A 23,598-nucleotide genomic window follows, 5' to 3' on the forward strand; every position below is an offset into this window, starting at 1 on the left:
CTATGAGTCTTTTTCTGGATTTTGAACAGCCGATTGCCGAGTTGCAGGCGCAGATTGATGAACTCAAACATGTGAGTGAAGGCAATCACGCCGTGGATCTGAAAGACGAGATCCGCCGGCTGGAGAAGAAAAACGAAGAGCTGACCAAGAAGATCTTCGGTGATCTGGGTGCCTGGCAGGTATCCCAGATGGCGCGTCATCCCCAGCGCCCCTACACCTTTGACTATATCGAGCATATCTTCACCGATTTCGACGAGTTGGCTGGCGATCGCGCCTATGCCGATGACAAGGCTATCGTCGGCGGCATCGCCCGTCTCGACGGTGAGCCGGTGATGGTGATTGGTCACCAGAAGGGTCGCGAGACCAAAGAGAAGATCAAGCGCAACTTCGGCATGCCGCGTCCGGAAGGATACCGCAAGGCCCTGCGTCTGATGGAGATGGCCGAGCGCTTCAAGATGCCGATCATCACCTTTATCGACACCCCTGGCGCTTACCCCGGAGTCGGTGCCGAAGAGCGTGGTCAGTCCGAAGCGATTGCCCGCAACCTGAAAGTGATGGCCGGTCTGACCGTGCCGGTGGTCTGCACCGTGATCGGTGAGGGTGGCTCCGGTGGCGCGTTGGCAATCGGTGTGGGTGACCGCGTCAACATGCTGCAGTACTCCACCTACTCCGTCATCTCGCCGGAAGGGTGTGCCTCCATCCTGTGGAAGAGCGCAGACAAGGCTTCTGTGGCTGCCGAAGCGATGGGTATCACTGCCCAGCGTCTGAAAGAGCTCAAGCTGATCGACCACGTGATCGACGAGCCCCTCGGTGGTGCCCACCGCGATGTGGAGAAGATGGCCAAAAACCTCAAGGCTCGCATCAAGCAGGATCTGGACGCCCTGCGTCCGCTCGATACCGAGCAGCTGCTGGAGCAGCGCTACCAGCGTCTGCTGGGCTACGGCTACTGCTAAGAGCAGCCGTCTGCCCCGAGTATTCAGGCCCCCGTCAGCGACGGGGGCTTTTTATTGCTGATGACTTGTCTTGCGGTGATTGCCCCAATGCGCCCTGAAACGGCACAGCTCAGTCTTCGCGGGTGAGGGGCAGGGTTGGTATGCCACGCTGTTGGTGAGGGCTGTCAGGGACTGCGGCAACGCGTTGTCTGTCGCCTGCCCGTGGCATGACATGCCGCTTGATCATCCGATAGCGGCATAAAAAAGCGCCCCGGCTATGCGGAGCGCTTTTACAGGTGTCTTGGCGGTATTACAGTTCAATCTCGTCTGTAAGACCTTCATAGGCGATATCGATGGATTGCAGCTCCTTCTGCAGGCGATGTTTGTCTTTCAACGCCTCGATTTCACGCCATTTACGTTTTTTTCCCGTTGTCCCGCGGCTACGCGAACCGAGTTCAACCACCTCGTCATAATCGAAGTTGAACATTTCCATGGCTCCCTCCTTGGTTTTTATCGTTTTCACCACCCGTATAACATAACGAATCTGAAATTAAAACGTTTTCGTGACGACTCTATGACAGCGCTAAAAAAGCCCATGAAAAAAAACCGGGCCCCTTGGTAGGGGCCCGGTTTTTATCAGAAAAAAGAACCGATTACAGGCGGCTTGCCAACATGGTTTCCAGCTTGCCCTGGTCGATGGCAAACATGCGGATGCCTTCGCCCAGCTTCTCGTGAGCCATGGCATCCTGGTTCAGTTCCCAGCGGAATTCGGCTTCGGTCATCGGGGTCGGTTTGGCCTTGCGCTCACCGGTGTAGTCCAGTTTGCGTACCACGGCGCCTTCGCTCTTGCTCAGCTCTTCCAGCAGGGCCGGGCCAATGGTCAGGCGGTCGCAACCGGCCAGTTCCAGGATCTCGCCGGTGTTGCGGAAGCTGGCGCCCATCACGACGGTCGGGTAGTCGTGCTGCTTGTAGTAGTTGTAGATGGAGGTAACGGAGACCACGCCCGGATCTTCGCTGGCGGTGTAATCACGGCCATTTTTGGCCTTGTACCAGTCGAGGATGCGACCCACGAACGGGGAGATCAGGAAGGCACCGGCTTCGGCACAGGCACGGGCCTGGGCGAAGGAGAACAGCAGGGTCAGGTTGCACTGGATACCCTCTTTCTCCAGAACCTCGGCGGCACGGATCCCTTCCCAGGTGGAGGCCAGCTTGATCAGAATGCGGTCGTTGCTGATGCCCGCTTCGTTGTAAAGACGGATCAGCTTGCGGGCCTTGGCGATGCTGGCTTCGGTATCGAAGGAGAGACGGGCATCCACTTCGGTAGAGATGCGCCCCGGAACGATCTTCAGCACTTCCAGACCGATGTTGACGGCCAGCTTGTCGCCCGCGTCTATGATTTGCTGTGCCTTGTCCTGGCTCTGGGCTTTGGCCCACTTGATGGCGTCTTCGATCAGCGGAGCGTACTCGGGGATCTCGGAGGCCTTCAGAACCAGAGAGGGGTTGGTGGTGGCATCGATGGGCTGATAGCGTTTGATGGCTTCGATATCACCGGTGTCTGCAACAACAGTGGTCAGGGCTTTCAGCTGGGTTAATTTATCGGCCATAGCGAATATCATCTCTTAATGAGGGAGTAATCCCTGGGTTGCGGGCTTGAGACGGTGGTTCTGAAATAAAATTACAGGATCTTGGTGCCTCAGGCTCAGAAAAGCGCGATGGGGGCGGCCCATCGTCATTGCCTGCCTAATTAATACTGATGTGGTGCATCCTGCAATAGGGGCGCTTGGTTGTTAAACATTCAGGCTGTTGAGTTATCCCGTTTTATGGCTTGAAACTATATGATTAGTAAGGTTTTTTACATTTCGTTCCGACCTCGATCCTGTTTGCTTTCAGCTGAACTTTTTTAGCCAATATCCATATTTGTGTCGTCGATCACATAAATTATCTCACTACGTACTTGAAATTTAATTACAGCGAAAACGTTTGGCGAAATGTCTCCGTTTGAAAGCCATTTCATGCAAGCGTTTGCGTTTTCGTATAGCTCATCAGGGATATACCAAAATGGTTCTCTTATGGGGCTTAATGGTGGCCTGTCTGATTGAATTATTGAGTTTGTTGAAAGTTTGCGATTTAAATGGAGCTTTATGGGCTTTTACCGTTCGTTTTTTGTGTCTCGCGTGACCGGGATCACTATTCCGGGCTCTCCCGCTGTGCTAGATTCCGCCCCTTTAGCGAAACGCTAATTAAACGACAGACAGAAAACGGTCAGCGCAGACTGGCCATGGATGTGAATAACAACGAGAGAATTATGGACACCTTGATTGCGATGCTAAACGACCTGATGTGGGGAGCCGTGCTCATCTACCTGCTCATCGGGGTCGGTATCTTTTTCACCTTCCGCCTGGGTTTTATCCAGATCCGTCACTTTGGCCACATGTTTTCCGTGCTGAAAAACAGTCGTAAATCGGACAACGCGGGCATCTCCTCTTTCCAGGCCCTCTGTACCAGCCTTGCCGCCCGTGTCGGTACCGGCAACCTGGCCGGTGTGGCAGTCGCCATCTATCTGGGTGGCCCCGGCGCCATCTTCTGGATGTGGCTGATTGCCTTTATCGGCATGGCGACCGCCTTCGTTGAAAGCACCCTGGCCCAGCTCTACAAGGTCAAGGATGAGGATGGCAACTACCGTGGTGGCCCGGCCTACTACATGGAGAAAGGCCTTGGCATGCGCTGGATGGGGGTGGTCTTCTCGCTCTGCCTGATCCTGGCATTTGGCCTGGTGTTCAACGCGGTGCAGGCCAACTCCATCAGTCTGGCGATGAAGGTGGCGTTTGGCATTCCTGACTGGGTCAGCGGTCTGGCGCTGGTGGCGCTCTCCGGCCTGATTATCTTCGGCGGCATTCGTGGCATTGCCCGTTTTGCCGAGCTGGTGGTGCCCTTTATGGCGCTGGCCTACATCCTGCTGGCGCTGGTGATCGTGGCGATGAACATCACCGAGTTGCCCCATGTCTTCATGCTGATCATCAAGTCCGCCTTCGGGATTGAGCAGGCTGGCTCGGGTGCGCTGGGTTATGCCATCTCCCAGGCGATGATCAACGGTATCAAGCGTGGTCTCTTCTCCAACGAAGCGGGCATGGGCTCTGCGCCCAACGCTGCAGCGACTGCCACTCCCTATCCGCCGCACCCGGCCTCCCAGGGTTATGTGCAGATGCTGGGGGTCTTTATGGATACCATCGTCATCTGCAGCTGTACCGCCGCCATCATCCTGATGTCAGGTCAGTTTGAGCCGGGCTCCGGCGTGACCGGTGTCGAGCTGACCCAGCGGGCGCTCTCTTCCCAGATTGGCAGCGGTGGCAACATCTTTATCGCGGCGGCCATCTTCTTCTTCGCCTTCACCTCTATCGTGGCGAACTACTCCTATGCCGAAACGAATCTGGTGTTCCTCGAGCACAACCACAAGGGCGGCCTGATGCTGTTCCGGATGTTTGTGCTGGGCATGGTGATGTTCGGCTCTGTGGGCGAGTTGCCGACCGTCTGGGCAATGGCTGATGTCTCCATGGGGTTGATGGCCATCGTCAACCTGGTGGCTATCCTGCTGCTCTCCGGCGTCGCCATCAAGCTGGCCAAGGATTACAACGACCAGCTCAGGCTGGGCAAGGTGCCCACCTTCGATGCCAACAAATACCCCGAGATCCGCTCCCAGCTGGAAGAGGGGATCTGGGACAATCCGACCAAAAAATAACAAGCGGTGAGTCAAACCTCTTGATTAAAACCTGAAGGGGGAGCCGGTGGCTCCCCCTTCTTTTATGAGCCGCTCTTCGGCGGCTGATCCCAGCGCTGGGCGAGCTGTCTGATACGCCGTTGCAACAGGCGCCAGCAGCGCCCTTGTTGCCGGTCGTTGAGGAGGGCATAACGCCAGCGGCGATAGAGCCACGCACTCTTTAGCAGGGGATGGGCAAGGTCGGGGCGCAGCCGCGCCAGCCGCTCGCACCATGCTCCCATGCTCTCGGCAGGCTCTGGGGAATAGCCGCTGCGTTTGCCCCGTTTGAGCAGGGGTTGCCAGATGCGCCGCTCTGGCGGCAGACGGGCGGGCAACAGCAGGGGCAAGCTCACCAGCAGGGCGACCAGCATCAGGCTGGCGAGGATCAACCAGGGAGTGTATCCCGCCAGTGCAGGCCAGCGCAGACCGATTTGCTGCCAGAGCTGGCCCGCATCGTAACCAATCACCCAGCGACTCCACTGGTAGTCGATATTGTTGCCCCACCAGCGCAGCTGATTGAGCAGGGCCCAGTTGCGATAACGCTGCAAAGCGAGGGGGTCGGCGGCGGTAAACTCGTCGCTCAGGGCCTCCCTCACGCCGCCTTCAATGCGCTCCGGTGCCACTGCCGCAGTGGGGTCGATTCGCCGCCATGTTCCTCCTTCATCGAGATACTCCACCCAGGCGTGAGCATCGAACTGGTGTACCGCCAGATAGTTGCCCGTGGGATTCCACTCGCCGCCGAGATAACCGGTGACCAGCCGTGCCGGAATACCGGCGGCGCGCAGCACGAAAGCGGTCGCCATGGCGTAGTGGCCGCAAAAGCCGCGCCGAGTATCGAACAGGAACTCATCCACCCCGTCACCGCCAAGTCGTGGCGGTGTCAGGGTGTAGTAATAGGATTGGCTGCGAAACTGCGCTAGCAGGGCGGCGACCAGCTCTGCGCGATCCGGATAGCGCACAGCCAGCACTTGGCCATGGACGCGCGCTCTCGGGTTGCCTCCGGCTGGCAGTTGCAGGTTGCGCTGAGCGGCTTGGTGGTCGTCCTCGATCTGTGCTTCGCCGCGGCCAATGCGATAGCGGATTGCCACCTCGCCGCTCCCCTGCCGATAGAGGGTGTGAATGGGGGTGAGCAGCACTGATCCAGTCAGAATAGTCGGTTCACTTTGGGCAAAGGCCCAGCGGTGGCGCTGGGGCTCGGCGATCACCTCGTAGCTCCCGGCGGGTAATGGACTATCTGCCAGCTGATTGCTTGCCCGTGAAGATGATGCCAGAAGGGTCAGCCCGGTCTGCACCGGCACTGTCTGCTGCCATGCTTTGACCTCGGGGCTCAGCAACCAGCGCTGACCATCGAAAACTTCTTGGCGCATCACCGGAAAATAGCGCTCGCGGACAGGGGGCGGGCCATCGGCAAAGCTGACCCGAAACGCCAGTTCCGAGGAGTTGACCAGTTCGCTGATATCGCCGGGGGCCAGCTCTTCCGAGAGGCCGGACAGGGCACGGCTGGTGGTGGGCATCTGCCAGAGGGGCGGCAGCCTTGGCAGTAGTATAAACAGGGTGATAAGCAAGGGCAGCGCCAGCAGCAGGGCGCTCCCCGCACTGCGCCAAGGCCGTTTCTGCTCGGGGACGACGGCGGTCACCAGCGCGGTCACTGCCAGCCAGAGTGCCACTGCCATCCCGGCTGTCCAGCCGATGCTTTGGCGTTGTACCAGCGCCAGCGCGATGAGGAAGAAGGCGAGCAGCAGCACCTGCTCGATATCCCGCTCGCGCCGTACCTCGATCATCTTGAGGCTATAGCCGAGCCAGAGCAGATTGATCAGGGCGGGCAGGGTGCCCAATGTGCGCCACTGCAACCCCAGCAACACCACGGTTGTGATGGCCAGCAGCGCCAACCAGCGGGCAGGCAGGGGCGGCAAGCCGCGCCACAGCATCATGGCCCGGACGCCGAGAGTGATGGCGCCCACTGCCACTACCCAGAGTTGCAACTGGGGCCAGAGCGCCGCGACCAGCAGCAGCTGTTGCAGGGCGATGAGTGGCAGCAGGCGGCGGTTATCGAGCAGCATCTGGCGTGCTCTTCGGTGGTGTGGCATCGAATTGGGCCAGTGCCAGCAGGCAGCGCTGCACAAAGGCGGCGCCGCTATCGGGCCCCAGCGTCTGGTTTGCCAACGTCAGGGTGAAGGGGATACCCCGCTTGCCGTAATCGGCGCACCACCAGGCCAGCACCGCCAGCCGCTGCTCCAGATCCCCACCCGCGATCCGCTGCAAGGTGAGGTGAGTGTCATCCTGCTGAGGTTCATGAAACTGCTTGGTCAGCAGGCCGCGCCCTTGGGCAAATTGCTTCCAGGCGACCCGGCTCAGTGGCTCACCGGCCTGATGTGTCCGCAGGGTATCAAAGTCACCGAGAGTGGCCGGAGCGGGCTGGCCCTGATGCCCCTCGCTTTGGGTCGCATGCTCCCCTCTTAACGCCCCGAATGCCGGTTTGGGGGAAAGCCAGCCCTCCAGTTGCAAGTCCAGCAGGGACCAGCAGCGAAACAGGCCGAGGGGGTAGCGGCTCTCGACCCGCAATCGGCCAAGGGGCAGTGGCCCGCGGCGAGAGCCCGATACTGGCAGGATAACTGAGCTGGCCACAGCGTCGGCCTGTGCCAGCCAGAGGGTGCCTTCGTTGAGGCTAAAGTGAAGTGCCTGTACCGGGCGCGGGCTCTGCACCAAGATACGGATAGGCAGCTGGCTACCCGCTTCCCCCAGCACCAGCGGGCCACCCAGCAGCTCCAGCCCCAGCAGGTTGCGGTGGGTGAGCCACATGGCTGCCATAAACAGGCTGCCGAGGCAGTAGGCCACCAGCAATACCAGATTGTTCTGGTAGTTGGTGCCGAGCAGATAGATGGCAAGCAGCACCAGCAGATAGAGCAGCCCCATGCGGGTGGGGAGAATAAAGAGGGTTCTCGGTCCCAGCGTTATCTGGCGGGCCGGAGGAATGCGGAGGTCGAGCCAGCGCCGCTGCCAGCGGGCTCGCCACTGCTGCCAACGGTTTAGCAATTTGCTCATCAGGGATTGTCCGGATCGACCCGGGCCAGCAATCGCTGGCTAAGGGGACAGGCTTCACCGTGCTGTACGCCAAAGCTGCCCCGCAGCCGATGCTCGGCCACATAAGGGAAGACGGCCTGCACATCCTCCACCGTGACAAAGCGCCGCCCCGCCACCAGCGCCCAAGCACGGCTCACCGCCAGCAAGGTCTGGGCTGCACGGGGGGAGAGGGGCTGTGGCAGATCTCCATCAAAGCGGCTCTGGTGCACCAGTGCCAGCAGGTAGTCGAGGGTGGCATCGGAAACATGGATAGCCCCCCCTTCGCTTTGCAAGGTGGCGAGTCCGGCAGCATCCAGCATGGCGGGCAACGGGCCAGTCGGCTGGTGGCCCCGCAGTAGCTGGCGCTCCGCCTCTCGTGGTGGAAAACCCAGCGAGAGTCGCACGGCGAAGCGGTCGAGCTGGGATTCCGGCAGCGGATAGGTGCCCGCCTGATCCGCCGGATTCTGGGTGGCGATGACGAAAAACGGATCGGGGAGTGGGTGCGTGTGGCCCTCGATGCTCACCTTGCCTTCGGCCATCGCCTCCAGCAGGGCGCTCTGTACTTTGGGGCTGGCGCGGTTGATCTCGTCCGCCAGTAGAACCTGGGTGAAGATGGGGCCGGGGTGAAAGCGAAATGTTTGTTGCTGGGGGTCAAAAATCTGAAGCCCCAGCAGGTCGGCGGGGAGCAGATCGGCGGTGAACTGCATCCGCCTGCATGCCAGCCCCAGCACCTGCGCCAGGGCGTGGGCCAGGGTGGTTTTGCCCATGCCGGGCAGATCTTCGATCAGCAGATGACCGCGCGCCAGCAGGGTCACCAGCGCGATTTTCAGCTGTAGCGGCTTGCCCAGAATGACTTGCTCCAGTGTCCCCAGTACGGTCGTGATCTGTTCTTGTGATCTCACCTGCGCCTCCGTTTCTTTCCTTGGCCCCAACAGCTTATACGCCAGCGAGCAGAGTAAGGGCTCATCGAGCGGTAAGCGATGCTCACTTCACCGAGACTTCACACAGTTTCATCGTGGGCACATACATCTTGTTTATGCTAATCCCAATTTCATTTGCCACGAGAATAACCCAATGCAATCACGAACCACGACTTCACTATTAACGCTGGCCACCCTGCTGTTCTCTTCATTGTCATCTTCGCTCTCCTATGCTGCCGGTGAGGTATCCCTGAGCACAATAGTGGATGGCACCATTCAGCCGGTGCTCAAGGAGTACCGGATCCCGGGAATGGCAGTTGCCGTACTGAAAGATGGCAAGACCCACTATTTCAACTATGGCGTTGCCAACCGGGAGAGCGGTCAGCGCGTCAGCGAGCAGACCCTGTTTGAAATCGGCTCGGTCAGCAAGACCCTGACCGCGACCCTCGGTGCCTACGCCGTGGTCAAGGGGGGCTTCAAGCTGGATGACAAGGTGAGCCTGCACGCGCCCTGGCTGAAAGGGTCTGCCTTTGATGGTGTGACCATGGCCGATCTTGCCACCTACAGTGCAGGTGGCTTGCCACTGCAGTTCCCCGATGCGGTCGACTCGGCAGAGAAGATGCAAGCCTACTACCGCCAGTGGACGCCGCGCTTTGCCGCCGGTACCAAACGGGAGTACTCCAACCCCAGCATAGGTCTGTTCGGCTATCTGGCTGCGAGCTCTCTGGGCCAACCCTTCGAGCAACTGATGAGCCAGACTCTGTTGCCGGGGCTCGGCCTTGCCCACACCTACCTCAAGGTGCCTGCGGCAGCCATGGGTGATTACGCCTATGGCTACTCCAAAGAGGACAAATCGATCCGGGTCAATCCGGGAGTGCTGGCGGACGAGGCCTATGGCATCAAGACCAGCTCGGCGGATTTCATCAAGTTTGTCGAGGCCAACATGACCAAACGCGGTGATGTAACCATGCAGCAGGCCATTGCCATGACTCATACCGGTTTCTTCTCGGTAGGAGAGATGACTCAGGGGCTGGGCTGGGAGAGTTATGCCTATCCCGTCACCGAGCAGGCACTGCTGGCGGGCAACTCGCCGGCAGTGAGCTTCAAGGCCAATCCGGTGGAACGCTTTGCCGCGCCCAAAGATATGGGGGAGCCGCGGCTCTACAACAAGACGGGATCGACCAACGGCTTTGGTGCCTATGTTGCCTTTGTCCCGGCCAAGGGGATTGGCATCGTCATGCTGGCCAACCGCAACTATCCCAATGATGCCCGGATCAAGGCGGCCTACGCCATTTTGAGCAAGCTGGCCGACTAATCACGGGGGCTGCGTTTTACCGCAAGCGAGTGCGCCGGGATTGTACCCGGTGCACTTTTTATCGCGTTTATTTTTACTCAGCTCACGGTGCTCTTCTGCCCGGCGGCTTGTCCATCTAGTTGCCTGAATAGCACACCGATAGAAACAATATTTCCATTTTGGAATGTATAGATCGCCATCTCTTCACTAGGTGTGGTGGTAGCCCCCTCCTATAGTGCTCCGCATAGTCACCAGTTTGCCTGCTGTTTGTCGCGCTTTTGGCCGAACAGGGGCCAGATTTCTGTTACGGAGCCTCCATGAGAACTTTTTTGCTGTGCGCCTTTCTGATGATCATCCTCTATCCGGTCGGGATCGATCTCTATCTGGTCGCTGTGCCCCAGATTGCCGATGCCTTGCAGGCGAGCGAGGCGCAGATCCACACCGCCTTCTCTATCTATCTGTTCGGTATGGCGGCCACCGTGCTGCTGGGCGGGATGATTGCCGATCGCTACGGGCGGCGCTGGGTGGTGCTCGGGGGGGCGCTGATCTTTGTCCTCGCCTCGCTGGTGGCAGGCAATGCGGAGGAGATTGGCCAGTTCTATTTCGGCCGTTTCTGGCAGGGAGTCGGGGCGGGGGCGCTCTATATCATGACCTTTACCGTGCTGCGGGATGTGCTGAGTCAGGAGCGGCTGGCGATGGCGCTCTCGATGATCAACGGGGTGATCTGCGTGATCCCGGTGCTGGCGCCGGTGCTCGGTTACCTAATTCTGTCCCATTTTGACTGGCGCGGGATCTTCGTGGCGATGGCGCTGGTGGCGGCTGTCAGCGGTCTTGTCAACCTGCTGCTGCTCAAGGAGACCCGCCCGGCGCGGCAACCGGGGAGTAGCGCGGGGCAACCCTTTGCCCTGCTGCGCTCCCCGCGCTTTATGTTGCTCTCCCTGCTGACCAGTGCCAGCGTGACCGCCATTCTGGTCTATGTCAGCGTCTCGCCGCTGATCCTGATGAAGGAGTTTGGCTTCACCACCGAGCAGTACTCCATCGTGATGATGGTGATGGCCGGCGTGAGTATGTCCACCTCCTTTCTGATGCCCCTGCTGTTGCGCTGGCTGGGCAAACAGAAGGTGCTGGCGGTGTCTCATCTCTCCTATCTGCTGGCGGCGTGCTCACTGATCGGCAGCTGGCAGGCGGGGGGCGATATCCATCTTTTGCTGCCGGGGTTTGCGCTGGTCTGTGTCGGCTTCTCCTGTGGCTTCGGGGTAGCGATGGGGGAGGCGCTCGATGGTTGTCAGCATAACGTGGCCTTTGCCAGCGCCGTGCTCTGCATCATGCAGATCAGCCTCTCCGGCCTCTATATCTGGCTGCTGGGCCAACTTGGCTTTACTCCGTCCGAGATGCTGATCTGCGCTCTGCTGCTGGCACTGCTCAGTTACCTGGCTGTCAAAGGGCTGTTACCATGGCTCGCGCTTCGTGAAGCGCGGTCGCAGGGCTGATGGAAGATGAGAGGGGATATGCGCAATCTGGGTGAACTCGATTTGAACCTGCTGGTGGTATTCAAGTACCTGATGCAGGAGCGCAGTGTGGCAGGGGCGGCGAAAAAGCTCTGTGTCACTCCGTCGGCGGTGAGCAAGTCTTTGGCCAAATTGCGGGAGTGGTTTGACGATCCCCTGTTTGTACGGGTACGGCAGGGGTTGCAGCCCACCAACCTCTCCCTGACCCTGGAGGAGGAGCTGAAGGTCTGGTTCCAGCTCACTGACAACATCACCTCGCTCAATAGCGAGGCGATCCCCGATGGTGCCCGCTTCACCCTAGTGATGGAGTCCCCCTTCTACATCAGCTTCCTGAGCGATCTGCCCATGACCATCTACCAGAAGTACCCCAACTCGGTGGTCAGGATGCTGGGGTGGGATCACCACTCCCTCAACGACATCGTCAATGGCGATGCGGATCTCGGCTTCTGCGCCCGCGAGACCCATGGCCGCTCCCTGGCCAAGGTCAACCGCTTGCCTTATTACATCGATCACGAGGTGCTGTTCACCGATCGCCCGGTGGTGTTCCTGCGCAAGGATCACCCCTTGCTCCAGCAGAAGTGGTCGCTGGAGAATTTTTTGGCCTGCCCCCAGATCAGCATGGTGTGGGAAGCGAACGATACCTGGGCCCTCGACAGTCTGCTGGAGGACGAGGGGCTGAAGCGGGAGGTGCCCATCATGGTCTCCAGCTTCGAGCAGGCGCTGCATATTGCCTCCCAGTCGAGCCACGAGCTGATTGCGGTGGCGCCCTCTTACTGTGGTGGTTATGCCAGTCGGCATCACGACAATCTGATCGCCATGCCGCTGCCGCTCCCCGAGAAGCTCTACGCCCAGCTGGAGATCGCCTTCATCCTGCTGTGGCACAAACGGCACAATCAGGATGCCAAGGTGATGTGGCTGCGCAACGAGATCCGGCGGCTCTACAACGACGAATCGCCACGCTAATGTGGCCGTGACGGTGCCCATCGAGCAGCCGGAGCCATCTGCTCCGGCTTTTTGTTGTCGTATCGCCCGGATGAGTGGGCTTTTGCACGACTTAAGTGCCGAGTTCGGGTTCAACTGTGTGCCATTCAACTCTCTTTATGCACAGATTAGCCTTGGTTGCACGTCTCGAGTGAAGCTCTTTTCACGAAAAAAATTCATGTGGTTTCATTAGAAAACTTCACTAATGGTCACTTTTAAAGTGTGATCGACCATTAAGTTCCTGTATTTGCAGTGATATAGCATGACACCCCTTGGAATGGCGGGGTTAGATAGCGCCTGCGTAGGTGACTGTCAGTAGAGCGCGGCGTGAGCCAGCCCCACAGGTCGTCTGTGGCCGTGTCATGCCCCGGCTATCTGGCCACCAGCCATGAGTGACGGAGCAGAGAGGAATAAGCATCAAGGTTGATAAACCGGCTTGAGTGAAGGGATGCAGCAAAGGTAGAACCCGGAGCCGGTAACTGTACTGGGAGACGCCACTCACCATCCCCCGATAACCCGTAATTGAAACCGGCTAGATGAAAAACACCTTTCATCGAACGGGGCGCTTGCACCCGAAAATAGCCAGATTGGCAGGCTGACTGTGCTCCCCGTTATGGCAATGGCGGGCAAAAAAATAGTGCGGTAGCCACCATCAGATTAATAAAAATAAATCTCAGCAAAGGCAGGTTGATATGCGTCCAGCAACAGCACCGACCGGGTTGTTACAACAACCCAAACCCTTCTTTATGATATTTTTCGTCGAACTCTGGGAGCGCTTCGGTTATTACGGCGTGCAGGGGGTATTGGCGGTCTTCTTTGTGCAACAACTGGGATTTTCCCAAGAGCAATCCTTTATTACCTTCGGTGCCTTCTCGGCGCTGGTATATGGCCTGATCTCGGTCGGTGGCTATGTCGGCGACCATATTCTCGGTACCAAGCGCACCATGGTGCTGGGGGCCGTGGTTCTGGTTATCGGCTATTTCATGACCGGCCTCTCTATCTATAATCCCGACCTGATTTTCTATGCGCTGGGCACCATTGCAGTTGGTAACTGCCTGTTCAAGGCCAATCCGGCCAGCCTGCTGTCAAAATGCTACCAGCCAAAAGATCCGCGGCTGGATGGGGCTTTTACCCTGTTCTATATGTCGATCAATATCGGCTCGCTTATCTCCCTGTCGCTGGCTCCGGTCATCGCCGATCACTACGGCTATACCGTCACCTACAACCTCTGCGGTGTCGGGCTGGTGATTGCGCTGCTCACCTTCTTTGCCTGCCGCAATATGGTGAAAGACATTGGCTCCGAGCCGGATCATCTGCCCCTCAACTACGGCAAGTTGCTGATGGTATTGGCTGGCTCGGTGGTCATGGTCTTCTTTTGTGCCTGGTTGATGCACCACGTGGTGATCGCCAACATGGTGCTGATGACGGTGACTATCGCCGTGGTGATTTTCTTTTTCCGCGAGGCGTTCAAGCTCGACACCGTGGGTCGCAACAAGATGTATGTGGCCTTCGTGCTAATGCTGGAGGCGGTGCTCTTCTATGTGCTTTACGCCCAGATGCCGACGTCTCTGAACTTCTTTGCCATCAACAACATGCACCACGAAATGCTGGGCATGAGCGTCAACCCAATCAGCTTCCAGGCGCTCAACCCCTTCTGGGTGGTGGTGGGTAGCCCGGTACTCGCGATGATCTATACCCGGATGGGCAGCAAGGGGCGGGATCTCACCATGCCGCTCAAGTTCACCCTCGGGATGTTCTTCTGCTCGCTGGGCTTTCTGACGGCGGCGGCATCCGGCTGGTGGTTTGCCGATGAGCAGGGGCTGACCTCCCCCTGGTTTATGGTGCTTATCTACCTGTTCCAGAGTCTGGGAGAGCTGATGATCAGTGCGCTGGGACTGGCGATGGTGGCTGCGCTGGTGCCGCAACGGCTGATGGGCTTCATTCTCGGAATGTGGTTCCTGACTCAGGCGATGGCGTCCCTGCTGGGGGGCTATGTGGCGACTTTTACCGCCGTGCCGCAAGGGATGACGGATCCGCTGCAAACTTTGCCCATTTACACCGGCGTGTTTGGCAAGATCGGGATGGCGACCTTGCTGATTGCGGTAGTGATGGGGCTGATGGTGCCCTGGCTCAACCGGATGATGAATGCGACGCCGACAGAGGCCGAGGGGCTGGTCGCGGGTCAATCACAGGCGTAATGAGGGGAGGATAGTGCGAGACAAGGCAAGGGCGGCGACCCTTGCCTTGCTGTTGATGGCTTAGTTGTACTGCTCTTCCATCCAGGCTTCGACGATCAGCTGCGCCGATACCCCGTCCACACTGCCCTTTTCCAGCGCGCGATAGCCGCCCCGCTCAAACAGGCGGGCACGGGCATCTGTGGTGGTGAGTCGCTCATCCTTGAATTCCACCGGCTTGCCGAAACGGCCATGCAGCCGGTTGCCGAATTTGCGGGCCCGTACCGTGATCTCCTGATCGGTGCCATCCATGTTCAGCGGCAGGCCGACCACCAGCAGGTCCGGTTGCCACTCCTTGAGCAGCTTCTCAATCTCGTCCCAGTTGGGGATGCCGTCGTTGGCCTTGAGGGCGCGCAGAGGCTGGGCAGTGCCAGTTAGCTCCTGACCGATGGCGACGCCAATGCTCTTGGTGCCATAGTCAAAGCCCATGATGCTGCGTGATGACATAACTGATAAATCCTCGAAATAGAGAGCGGAGCGGGCCAGCCGATCAGCTGTGGCCGATGTCGCTGGAGAGGTGAACCGGGTTCACCCCTATGCTGGCGGCAGCTTGCTGCCAACGTTTGTGAATGGGGGTCTTGAACACCAGAGCCGGATTGGGGGGGATCACCAGCCAGGCGCCGTCCACCAGCTCCTGCTCCAGCTGCCCGGCGCTCCAGCCGGCATAACCAAGGGCCACCAGCCAATGGGCAGGGGCCTCGCTCGTACCCAGGGTTTCCAGAATATCCTTGGAGGTGGTCACCATCATCTCATCCCCCACCTGCAGGGTGGAGTTGAAACCGGGGCGGAAGCTGTGCAGCACGAAGCCACGATCGGCGTGAACCGGCCCACCTTGCAGTACCGGCTGCTTGAGCTCCGGGTTGTTGGGCGGGTTGAGCTGGAGCTGAGTCAGCATGGTTTCCAGCGACATCTCGACCGGAATGTTGACGACCAGTCCCATGGCGCCCTCTTCGTTGTGCTCGCACAGATAGACCAGCGAACGCTCGAAGTAGGGATCCGTCAGGCTTGGCATGGCAAGCAGGAAGTGATTTTGCAGTGTTTGCATAGAGGCCAAATAGTGCAAAGGTATTTGAGGTCAATTATGGCAGTTGATCCCCATGGGAAAAACCGCTTTTTGGGCTGGGCGAGATCCCGCCCCTTTCCGGATTGTCTTAAAACAGAGAGGATGGCGCTGGGCCACCCTCTCTTTTTCAGGGCTTGTCAGGGGCGGGTTACCCCCGAACAGGTCGGTTTAGCCTGCCTGGTGATTACTGGGCCAGCCGACGCTCGATGGCATCCATCAGCATGCCGGTAATGTGCACGTCGAAGGCGGCTTCAATCTCGCGAATGCAGGTCGGGCTGGTGACGTTAATCTCGGTCAGCCGATCGCCGATGATATCGAGGCCGACGAAGATAAGCCCCTTCTCCTTCAGGGTGGGGCCTACCGCACGGGCGATGGCCCAGTCGGCTTCGCTCAGGGGACGCGCTTCACCACGGCCACCGGCAGCCAGATTGCCACGGGTTTCGCCTTGCGCCGGAATACGGGCCAGACAGTAGGGAACCGGCTCGCCATCCACCACCAGTACCCGCTTGTCGCCATCCTTGATGGCGGGCAGATAGGTCTGCGCCATGCAGTACTGGCTGCCGTGGGCGGTCAGGGTCTCGATAATCACGCCGACGTTGGCGTCATCTTCCTTCATGCGGAAGATGGAGGCACCGCCCATGCCGTCCAGCGGCTTGAGGATCACGTCTTTGTGCTTCGCGTGGAAGGCGCGCAGCTTGTCGGCGCGGCGGGTCACCAGCGTGGTCGGGGTGTGTTCGGCAAACCAGGCGGTGTAGAGCTTCTCGTTGGCGTCACGCAGGCTCTGCGGCTTGTTGACGATAAGGCAACCCTCATCCTCGGCCCGCTCCAGCATATAGGTGGCGTAGATAAATTCGGTGTCGAACGGCGGATCCTTGCGCATCAGGATCACATCGAGGTTGGAGAGGGGCTGATCCACCACCTCGCCCAGGGTGTACCAGTCGGCATAGTCATATTTGACGGTGAGCGGGCGCATGGTGCCAAAGGCGCGACCAGCTTCCATGTAGAGATCCTTCATCTCCAGATAGAAGAGCTCATAGCCGCGCTTTTGCGCCTCTTCGAGCATGGCAAAGCTGGAATCTTTCTTGATGTTGATGGCCGAGATGGGGTCCATCACGATGCCGAGTTTAATGGTCATCCGAATATCCTTCTTGTGGCTCGATTGCGAGTGAGATTCTTAAAACCTGTTCAAAGTCTGTCGCGAGAGGTCGTCAGCAAGGTAAAGAGCAGCGCAGGAACCGGAGCGTATAGACATACGTGAGGATTCCGAGCAGCGCATGAGCCTTGATCACGACCTCGCAGTAAGACATTGGACTGGTTTCAAGCGAGATCGCCAAAGCGGCACTGCAGCGCAGTAATCGCAGTTAGGGCGGCAGTTTCGGTACGCAGCACCCGCGGCCCCAGCAGCATCTCTTTGAAATCTTCCTGCACGGTACGGGCGATCTCGTCGCTCGACAATCCCCCTTCCGGGCCAATCAGCAGGCGCACGCCGTGCTCGGGAACTGGCAGGGTGTTGATGCTGTACTCGGCGCGCGGGTGCAGGTTGAGCTTGAGCTCTTTGGTCTCTTCCGCCAGCCAGGCGTCCAGCTCCATCGGCATACGCACCTCTGGCACTACGTTGCGGCCGCACTGTTCGCAGGCGCTGATCACCACCTTCTGCCACTGCTCGCGCTTCTTCTCCAGTCGATCGGCCGGCAGCTTGACGCCGCAGCGTTCGGAGAAGAGCGGGGTAATGCAGGTGACGCCCAGCTCCACCGATTTCTGGATGGTGAAATCCATCTTGTCGCCACGGCTGATCACCTGACCCAGATGGATGGCCAACGGTGACTCCACCGATTGGGCATCGCAGCGCTCGATGGTCACTTCCACCGACTTCTTGCCGACGCTGGCGATCGTGGCGGGATATTGATTGCCATCGCCGTTGAACAGCTCGAGCTGCTGGCCCGGCTGCATGCGCAGTACCCGGCCGATATGGTTGGCGCCGTCTTCCGACAGGGCGATGGTCTGGCCAACTTGCAGGGTGGCCGGTTCATAGATACGTGGAATGCGCATGGCTGCTTGTCAGTCTCTCGCTTGGAAACTCTTTATCTCCTGCTGCGAGGCGGTGAGCAAGGCTCACGCGGCAGTAGGGAAGGGCTTCATAATAGGAGGGGCGATCCCCCTCCCTGGTCAAATGGGGTTATTGGCACTGCTTTTCAATAAAGGGATTGGTATTGCCCTGCAGCTTGCCGATGCGGCGGTTGCGCTCGCACTCCCAGCCTTCTGCAGGGTACTGCCTGTCCCAAGCTTCAAACAGTTTACGCTGTTGCGCTGCCAGACGCAGCCCATACTGCTCGCTCATGTAGAGGTAGGCGCGGGCAATCTGGCCCCGCACCGGCCCCTTGGGCGGCTGTACCCGACGATCCTTGAAATCCACCAGCATCTGGCACTGGCCGTACTGATCCGGCTTGCCGTTCCAGTCGGAGAAGCGGTAGTTGGCCCGATCGCCGTTCACCTCGCCAATGGCGGGGAAGAGGTTGTGCATATCCCCCTCCATCTTGTTGAACTCGGGGCTCGCTTTTTCGCAGTTCTTGCGACCGCCATCCTGCCAGCACTGCAGCTGGTGGCCGAACTCCCAGGCCGGGACCACGTGTTCCCACTCGATGCGGGCGGCGCGCTTGGCCTGCTTGCGCGGCTCATAGCCGCAGCTGGCGAGATCCGGGCTCATTTTCTTGCCCTGATAATTGATGTCACAGCCGCAGTAGAAGGTGGTGACAGCAGGTTGGCTGCGATAGAGCTTCACCAGATCCTGCTTGGCTTCGCGAAAGGTCTGGGCGTGCAGGGGGGCGCTGAGCAGCGGTAAACCGGCCAGCAGGGTCAGGGCGAGGGAGGAGATGAAACGCATGGGATTCCTTGCAAAACAGGGTGATTGACGAACGATGGCGGGCACCCTACCACAGGGGCGCGACACAAGCTGGCTTACTGCTCTGGCTCCGGCCGTTCCCGCTCCAGCGGCTGCTTGCAGCGACGACAGTGATAGCGGGCTTCGCCACGTACCACCTTGTTGTGGCGGCGTATCGACAGTTGATGCTGCTGGCAGTGACAGCGATAGGGCACGGTGCGCTGGGCCAATACCGCCAGATCGAAGCTGTGGGTAGTTCTGGGCTCAAGGCCGAACACCTCCCGCATCACCGACTGCCACTGCTTGCCGTGGGGCAAGACCCGGCTTTTGCCGCGACCTTCACCCCACAGGGCATAGACCAGCAGATGGGCCACCTCGTGGGGCACGACCTCATCCAGAAACGCCTGCTGGTTGGCCTGACAGAGGGCAGGATTGAAGCGCAGCTCCCAGGTTTGCAGCCGCGCCGATCCCGCCGCCCGACCGCGCATGTTGCAATGGACTTGCGGGCGGGGGAAGGTGCGGCCAAGGCGCGCTTCGGCCTGCACAAAGCAGGCGTCGACGCGTTGTTGCAGCAGGGCGACAAGCTGGGCAGGAGTGGCAGACATCAACATCTCGTCAGATAGCGGATAAGCAAAAGGGGAGCCAGGCTCCCCTTTTATCACAACAGCGAGCCTTACAGGCCAGCGGCGGAACGCAGCAGTTCGGCCTTGTCAGTCTGCTCCCACGGGAACTCGTCGCGACCGAAGTGACCGTAGGCAGCGGTAGCCTGGTAGATCGGGCGCTTCAGATCCAGCATCTGGATCAGGCCGTACGGGCGCAGTTCGAAGTGCTCGCGTACCAGCTTGACCAGAAGATCTTCGGCGACTTTGGCAGTGCCGAAGGTTTCCACGCTGATGGAGGTCGGCTCGGCCACGCCGATGGCGTAGGAGATCTGGATTTCACAGCGATCGGCCAGACCGGCGGCAACGATGTTTTTGGCAACGTAGCGGGCGGCGTAGGCAGCGGAGCGGTCAACCTTGGAAGGGTCCTTACCGGAGAAGGCGCCACCACCGTGACGGGCCATGCCGCCGTAGGTGTCGACGATGATCTTGCGACCGGTAAGACCGCAGTCACCCATCGGGCCGCCGATAACGAAACGGCCGGTCGGGTTGATGAAGTATTTGGTGTCCTTGTTGACCCACTCGGCCGGCAGCACCGGCTTGATGATCTCTTCGCGTACCGCTTCAACCAGATCCTTGTGGCTGATGGATTCAGCGTGCTGGGTAGACAGTACAACGGCATCGACACCGATGATCTTGCCTGCGTCGTCGTAGGCAAAGGTCAGCTGGCTCTTGGCATCCGGACGCAGCCACGGCAGGGTGCCGTTCTTGCGCACTTCAGCCTGACGCTTCACCAGCAGGTGAGAGTAGGTGATGGGGGCCGGCATCAGCACGTCGGTTTCGTTGGTGGCGTAGCCGAACATCAGGCCCTGGTCGCCAGCGCCCTGCTCCAGCGGATCGCTGCGGTCAACACCCTGGTTGATGTCCGGGGACTGCTTGCCGATGGCGTTCAGCACGGCACAGGAGTCAGCGTCGAAGCCCATGTCGGAGTGGGTGTAGCCGATTTCACGCACGGTATCACGCACGATCTCTTCGATATCAACCCAGGCAGAGGTGGTTACTTCGCCGGCCACCATGACCATACCGGTCTTGACCAGGGTCTCGCAGGCGACACGGGCCTTGGTATCTTGCTTGAGGATGGCGTCCAGTACCGCATCGGAGATCTGGTCCGCAATCTTGTCGGGATGGCCTTCGGAGACCGACTCGGAAGTAAACAGCTTTGCCATGATATGAATCTCAGCTTGTCTGGGTTATCGCCACAGCAATAACCGGGTGAATGGGATGGTGTAGAGGTATCTACATCTGGACGTCTATATTAATTAGCGCCCCCCGCGATTGCCAGCACTATTTTGTCGCACAGTGTCCAATGGGTCACAAGCTGTGATCTCCTATCCCGAAAGGGATGGGGATCAAACGTTTTTCTCTGGTTGCTTTGGTCAATAGAGGGCAAGAAAAGCGATTGTCCTCCCAAAGCCACTTTATTCATCCAGATAATATTTGCACGCCGCGCGCCCTGCTGGGACAATAACGCGCCTTAATCTTGGCCATCAAATGAAGCAATCGCAGGAGATTCAGATGCCTTCTCGTAAAGAGCTTGCCAATGCCATTCGTGCATTGAGTATGGATGCCGTTCAAAAAGCCAACTCCGGTCACCCGGGCGCCCCCATGGGAATGGCGGATATCGCCGAAGTGCTGTGGCGTAGCCACCTCAGACATAACCCGAACAACCCCAAGTGGGCCGACCGCGACCGTTTCATTCTCTCCAACGGCCACGGCTCCATGCTGCTGTACTCCCTGCTGCACCTCTCCGGTTATGACCTCTCCATCGACGATCTGAAAAACTTCCGCCAACTGCACTCTCGCACCCCGGGTCACCCGGAGTACGGCTATGCACCGGGCGTTGAAACCACCACTGGCCCGCTGGGTCAGGGCATCACCAACGCCGTTGGTATGGCGATCGCCGAGAAAGCCATGGCTGAGCAGTTCAACCAGCCGGGCCACGACATCGTTGACCACTACACCTATGCCTTTATGGGCGACGGCTGCCTGATGGAAGGTATCTCCCACGAAGCGTGCTCCCTGGCAGGTACCCTGCAACTGGGCAAACTGATCGCGTTCTGGGATGACAACGGTATCTCCATCGACGGTCACGTAGAAGGCTGGTTCACCGACGACACCGTCAAGCGTTTCGAAGCCTACGGCTGGCACGTTATCCCGGCTGTTGACGGTCACAGCCCGGAAGCCATCAATGCCGCCATCGAAGCCGCCAAGGCCGAGACCGGCAAGCCGACCCTGATCTGCTGCCGCACCATCATCGGTTACGGTTCCCCGAACAAATCCGGTTCTCACGACTGCCACGGCTCACCGCTGGGCAACGACGAGATCGCCGCGGCTCGTGCCTTCCTGAAGTGGGACCACGCCCCGTTCGTTATCCCGGCCGATATCGCTGCCGAGTGGAACGCTCAGGAGAAGGGTGCCAAGCTGGAAGCCGACTGGGCTGCCAAGTTCGCTGCCTATGAAGCCGCTCACCCGACTCTGGCTGCCGAATTCAAGCGCCGTACAGCTGGCGAACTGCCGGCCAACTGGGCTGCCGAATCCGCCAAGATCATCGAAACCCTGCAAGCCAACCCGGCCAAGATTGCGACCCGTAAAGCGTCCCAGAACTCTCTGGAAGCGTTCGGCAAGCTGCTGCCGGAGTTCATGGGCGGCTCTGCCGACCTGGCTCCATCCAACCTGACCATGTGGTCCGGCTCCAAGTCCCTGACCAACGACGATGCCTCCGGCAACTACATCCACTACGGTGTACGCGAGTTCGGCATGTCCGCCATCATGAACGGTATCGCCCTGCACGGTGGTTTCATCCCCTACGGCGCTACCTTCCTGATGTTTATGGAGTACGCCCGCAACGCCCTGCGCATGGCCGCCCTGATGAAGCAGCGCGCTATCTTCGTTTACACCCACGACTCCATCGGTCTGGGTGAAGATGGCCCGACTCACCAGCCGGTTGAGCAGATCGCCTCCCTGCGTCTGACTCCGAACATGAGCACCTGGCGTCCGTGTGACCAGGTTGAATCTGCCATCGCCTGGAAACACGCCATCGAGCGTACCGACGGCCCGACCTCTCTGATCTTCTCTCGTCAGAACCTGGCCCAGATGGACCGTACTGCCCAGCAGCTGGCTGATACCGCCAAGGGTGGCTACGTGCTGAAGGATTGCGCCGGTACTCCGGAGCTGATCCTGATCGCCACCGGTTCCGAAGTGGAACTGGCCGTTGCCGCCTATGAGCAGCTGACAGCCAAGGGCCGTGCCGTGCGCGTGGTCTCTCTGCCGTCTACCGATGTGTTCGACGCCCAGTCTGCCGAGTACAAAGAGTCCGTCCTGCCGTCCTCCGTCACCAAGCGTGTGGCCATCGAAGCCGGCATCGCTGACTACTGGTACAAGTACGTCGGTTTCGGTGGCAAGATCATCGGTATGACCACCTTCGGTGAGTCCGCACCGGCCGAGCTGCTGTTCAAGGAATTTGGCTTTACCGTGGAAAACGTGGTTGCGACCGCTGAATCCCTGTAATTCCTGAAGATTGGGCCAGCTTGGCCCAATAGCCGGAAAATAAAACGCCCTCCATCGCAAGATGGGGGGCGTTTTATTTAGCTATTAATGTTAAAAATGTTTATCTGATTCAAGGGTTAATACCAGGGGCGTTTTATGCAGACAGAAACAGAAATCATTGAACTATCTGAATTTCTGTTGGAGTTCAATAAAGAGAGTGATCGCGGGGCTGTACTTAATGCAGCCGCAGTGTTAGATGACTGGTTGAAAAATATTCTTGAGTCATTTTTTGTTAAAAACAAATCAGGTAGTGAACTTGTTAGTGGTTTCAATGCACCACTTGGAACGTTTGCCGCTAAGGTAACTGCTGCTCATGCGCTCGGTCTTATTGAAGAAAGTGAGTATCATGAGATAACTATAATCCGTAAGATTAGAAATGAGTTTGGTCATAGTTGGAGAGGTGTGGATTTTTGTTCTGGTAAGGTACTAAATCTTGTGAGTCAGTTACCTTGGTGTGGCCCAGAGGAGCTGGAGTCAAATTCAACACCAAGAATGCGCTTTAATTTTGCTATAGCAATCTTACTGTCAGACTTAATGTGGCGTTCAAGATTGGTTGAAAAAGAACGTAGAAAGATTAAGTCGTGGCCAAATAAGTCAAGAAAGTCTGTAGGTTCGATTAGCGAAGCGTAATCGGACGTTCGCGTTCTTTAATCCGATGCCATAAAAATAATGTCCCTTCCGGTTACCAAAAAAGAGACCGGCCATCAGCCGGTCTCTTTTTTATTTACCGCAACCCTTACGCCTGCGGCGGGATACTTTCCGCGTTGGA

At 58.7% G+C, this 23,598-nt stretch carries 20 protein-coding genes; 8 read left to right on the forward strand and 12 right to left on the reverse strand.

The features are described 5' to 3' along the window. Window positions 1–2: 2 nt before the first annotated feature. Entirely contained in the window at window positions 3–953 is a 951-nt protein-coding gene (gene accA / locus G5306_RS16935; protein WP_005338549.1) for an acetyl-CoA carboxylase carboxyl transferase subunit alpha, read from the forward strand. A gap of 289 nt (window positions 954–1,242) precedes the next feature. Here accA and G5306_RS16940 read toward each other — a convergent pair whose 3' ends face one another. Both G5306_RS16940 and tal read right to left on the reverse strand, forming a co-directional pair. Continuing rightward, window positions 1,243–1,425, reverse strand: a complete 183-nt coding sequence (locus G5306_RS16940; RefSeq protein WP_005338547.1) for a DUF3545 family protein — start codon at window positions 1,423–1,425, stop codon at window positions 1,243–1,245. Window positions 1,426–1,585: 160 nt separating this feature from the next. Then, on the reverse strand, window positions 1,586–2,536 hold the full coding sequence (tal, locus tag G5306_RS16945; RefSeq protein ID WP_005343804.1) for a transaldolase: 951 nt from the start codon (window positions 2,534–2,536) through the stop codon (window positions 1,586–1,588). A 701-nt stretch (window positions 2,537–3,237) separates the two neighbouring features. Between tal and G5306_RS16950 the strand changes: the two genes are divergently transcribed. Then, window positions 3,238–4,668 carry an alanine/glycine:cation symporter family protein gene (locus G5306_RS16950; RefSeq protein ID WP_042055130.1) on the forward strand — a complete coding sequence of 477 codons (1,431 nt, stop codon included), beginning with the start codon at window positions 3,238–3,240 and terminating at the stop codon, window positions 4,666–4,668. 62 nt (window positions 4,669–4,730) lie between these two features. Here G5306_RS16950 and G5306_RS16955 read toward each other — a convergent pair whose 3' ends face one another. The 3 genes from G5306_RS16955 to G5306_RS16965 are packed head-to-tail and all read right to left on the reverse strand — an operon-like array spanning window position 4,731 to window position 8,648. Continuing rightward, the gene (locus G5306_RS16955) at window positions 4,731–6,746 is read right to left on the reverse strand and encodes a transglutaminaseTgpA domain-containing protein (protein WP_421313256.1); all 2,016 of its coding nucleotides are present in this window, start codon (window positions 6,744–6,746) and stop codon (window positions 4,731–4,733) included. Then, window positions 6,733–7,728, reverse strand: a complete 996-nt coding sequence (locus tag G5306_RS16960; RefSeq protein ID WP_421313258.1) for a DUF58 domain-containing protein — start codon at window positions 7,726–7,728, stop codon at window positions 6,733–6,735. The genes G5306_RS16955 and G5306_RS16960 overlap by 14 nt, the downstream gene beginning before the upstream one ends. Next, a complete protein-coding gene (locus G5306_RS16965) occupies window positions 7,728–8,648 on the reverse strand; it encodes an AAA family ATPase (RefSeq protein ID WP_421313260.1) in 921 nt (306 codons plus the stop codon). The genes G5306_RS16960 and G5306_RS16965 overlap by 1 nt, the downstream gene beginning before the upstream one ends. 172 nt (window positions 8,649–8,820) lie before the next feature. Between G5306_RS16965 and ampC the strand changes: the two genes are divergently transcribed. The 4 genes from ampC to dtpB all read left to right on the forward strand — a co-directional run bounded on the left by ampC (window position 8,821) and on the right by dtpB (window position 14,647). Then, complete coding sequence (gene ampC / locus G5306_RS16970; RefSeq protein ID WP_421209732.1) at window positions 8,821–9,981, forward strand: FOX/MOX family class C beta-lactamase; 1,161 nt, start codon at window positions 8,821–8,823, stop codon at window positions 9,979–9,981. 296 nt (window positions 9,982–10,277) lie between these two features. Then, complete coding sequence (locus G5306_RS16975; RefSeq protein WP_421209730.1) at window positions 10,278–11,450, forward strand: MFS transporter; 1,173 nt, start codon at window positions 10,278–10,280, stop codon at window positions 11,448–11,450. A gap of 18 nt (window positions 11,451–11,468) precedes the next feature. After that, complete coding sequence (gene yidZ / locus G5306_RS16980; RefSeq protein ID WP_216979315.1) at window positions 11,469–12,431, forward strand: HTH-type transcriptional regulator YidZ; 963 nt, start codon at window positions 11,469–11,471, stop codon at window positions 12,429–12,431. 710 nt (window positions 12,432–13,141) lie between these two features. Continuing rightward, the gene (gene dtpB / locus G5306_RS16985) at window positions 13,142–14,647 is read left to right on the forward strand and encodes a dipeptide/tripeptide permease DtpB (RefSeq protein ID WP_421313262.1); all 1,506 of its coding nucleotides are present in this window, start codon (window positions 13,142–13,144) and stop codon (window positions 14,645–14,647) included. A gap of 60 nt (window positions 14,648–14,707) precedes the next feature. Here dtpB and ruvX read toward each other — a convergent pair whose 3' ends face one another. The 7 genes from ruvX to metK all read right to left on the reverse strand — a co-directional run bounded on the left by ruvX (window position 14,708) and on the right by metK (window position 20,449). Next, a complete protein-coding gene (ruvX, locus tag G5306_RS16990; protein ID WP_005343821.1) occupies window positions 14,708–15,130 on the reverse strand; it encodes a Holliday junction resolvase RuvX in 423 nt (140 codons plus the stop codon). A gap of 43 nt (window positions 15,131–15,173) precedes the next feature. Beyond that, window positions 15,174–15,728 carry a YqgE/AlgH family protein gene (locus tag G5306_RS16995; protein WP_005349793.1) on the reverse strand — a complete coding sequence of 185 codons (555 nt, stop codon included), beginning with the start codon at window positions 15,726–15,728 and terminating at the stop codon, window positions 15,174–15,176. A 202-nt stretch (window positions 15,729–15,930) separates the two neighbouring features. Then, window positions 15,931–16,881, reverse strand: a complete 951-nt coding sequence (gene gshB, locus G5306_RS17000) for a glutathione synthase (protein WP_005358722.1) — start codon at window positions 16,879–16,881, stop codon at window positions 15,931–15,933. Between the two features lie 182 nt (window positions 16,882–17,063). After that, window positions 17,064–17,795: a 16S rRNA (uracil(1498)-N(3))-methyltransferase gene (gene rsmE / locus G5306_RS17005; RefSeq protein WP_041208100.1), complete on the reverse strand. Its 732-nt coding sequence runs from the start codon at window positions 17,793–17,795 to the stop codon at window positions 17,064–17,066. A gap of 127 nt (window positions 17,796–17,922) precedes the next feature. After that, entirely contained in the window at window positions 17,923–18,627 is a 705-nt protein-coding gene (locus tag G5306_RS17010) for an endonuclease (protein WP_421313264.1), read from the reverse strand. A gap of 74 nt (window positions 18,628–18,701) precedes the next feature. Continuing rightward, window positions 18,702–19,229: a SprT family zinc-dependent metalloprotease gene (locus G5306_RS17015; protein ID WP_421313266.1), complete on the reverse strand. Its 528-nt coding sequence runs from the start codon at window positions 19,227–19,229 to the stop codon at window positions 18,702–18,704. A 68-nt stretch (window positions 19,230–19,297) separates the two neighbouring features. Then, the gene (gene metK / locus G5306_RS17020) at window positions 19,298–20,449 is read right to left on the reverse strand and encodes a methionine adenosyltransferase (protein WP_042058491.1); all 1,152 of its coding nucleotides are present in this window, start codon (window positions 20,447–20,449) and stop codon (window positions 19,298–19,300) included. A 349-nt stretch (window positions 20,450–20,798) separates the two neighbouring features. Between metK and tkt the strand changes: the two genes are divergently transcribed. Together tkt and G5306_RS17030 are read left to right on the forward strand one after the other, a co-directional pair. Beyond that, window positions 20,799–22,790: a transketolase gene (tkt, locus tag G5306_RS17025; RefSeq protein ID WP_005343828.1), complete on the forward strand. Its 1,992-nt coding sequence runs from the start codon at window positions 20,799–20,801 to the stop codon at window positions 22,788–22,790. 135 nt (window positions 22,791–22,925) lie between these two features. Then, the gene (locus G5306_RS17030) at window positions 22,926–23,459 is read left to right on the forward strand and encodes a transcriptional regulator (RefSeq protein ID WP_164537512.1); all 534 of its coding nucleotides are present in this window, start codon (window positions 22,926–22,928) and stop codon (window positions 23,457–23,459) included. The last annotated feature ends 139 nt before the right edge of the window (window positions 23,460–23,598 follow it).

It is taken from the genome of Aeromonas sp. 603404, from assembly GCF_049171775.1.
Lineage (GTDB): Bacteria > Pseudomonadota > Gammaproteobacteria > Enterobacterales > Aeromonadaceae > Aeromonas > Aeromonas veronii_A.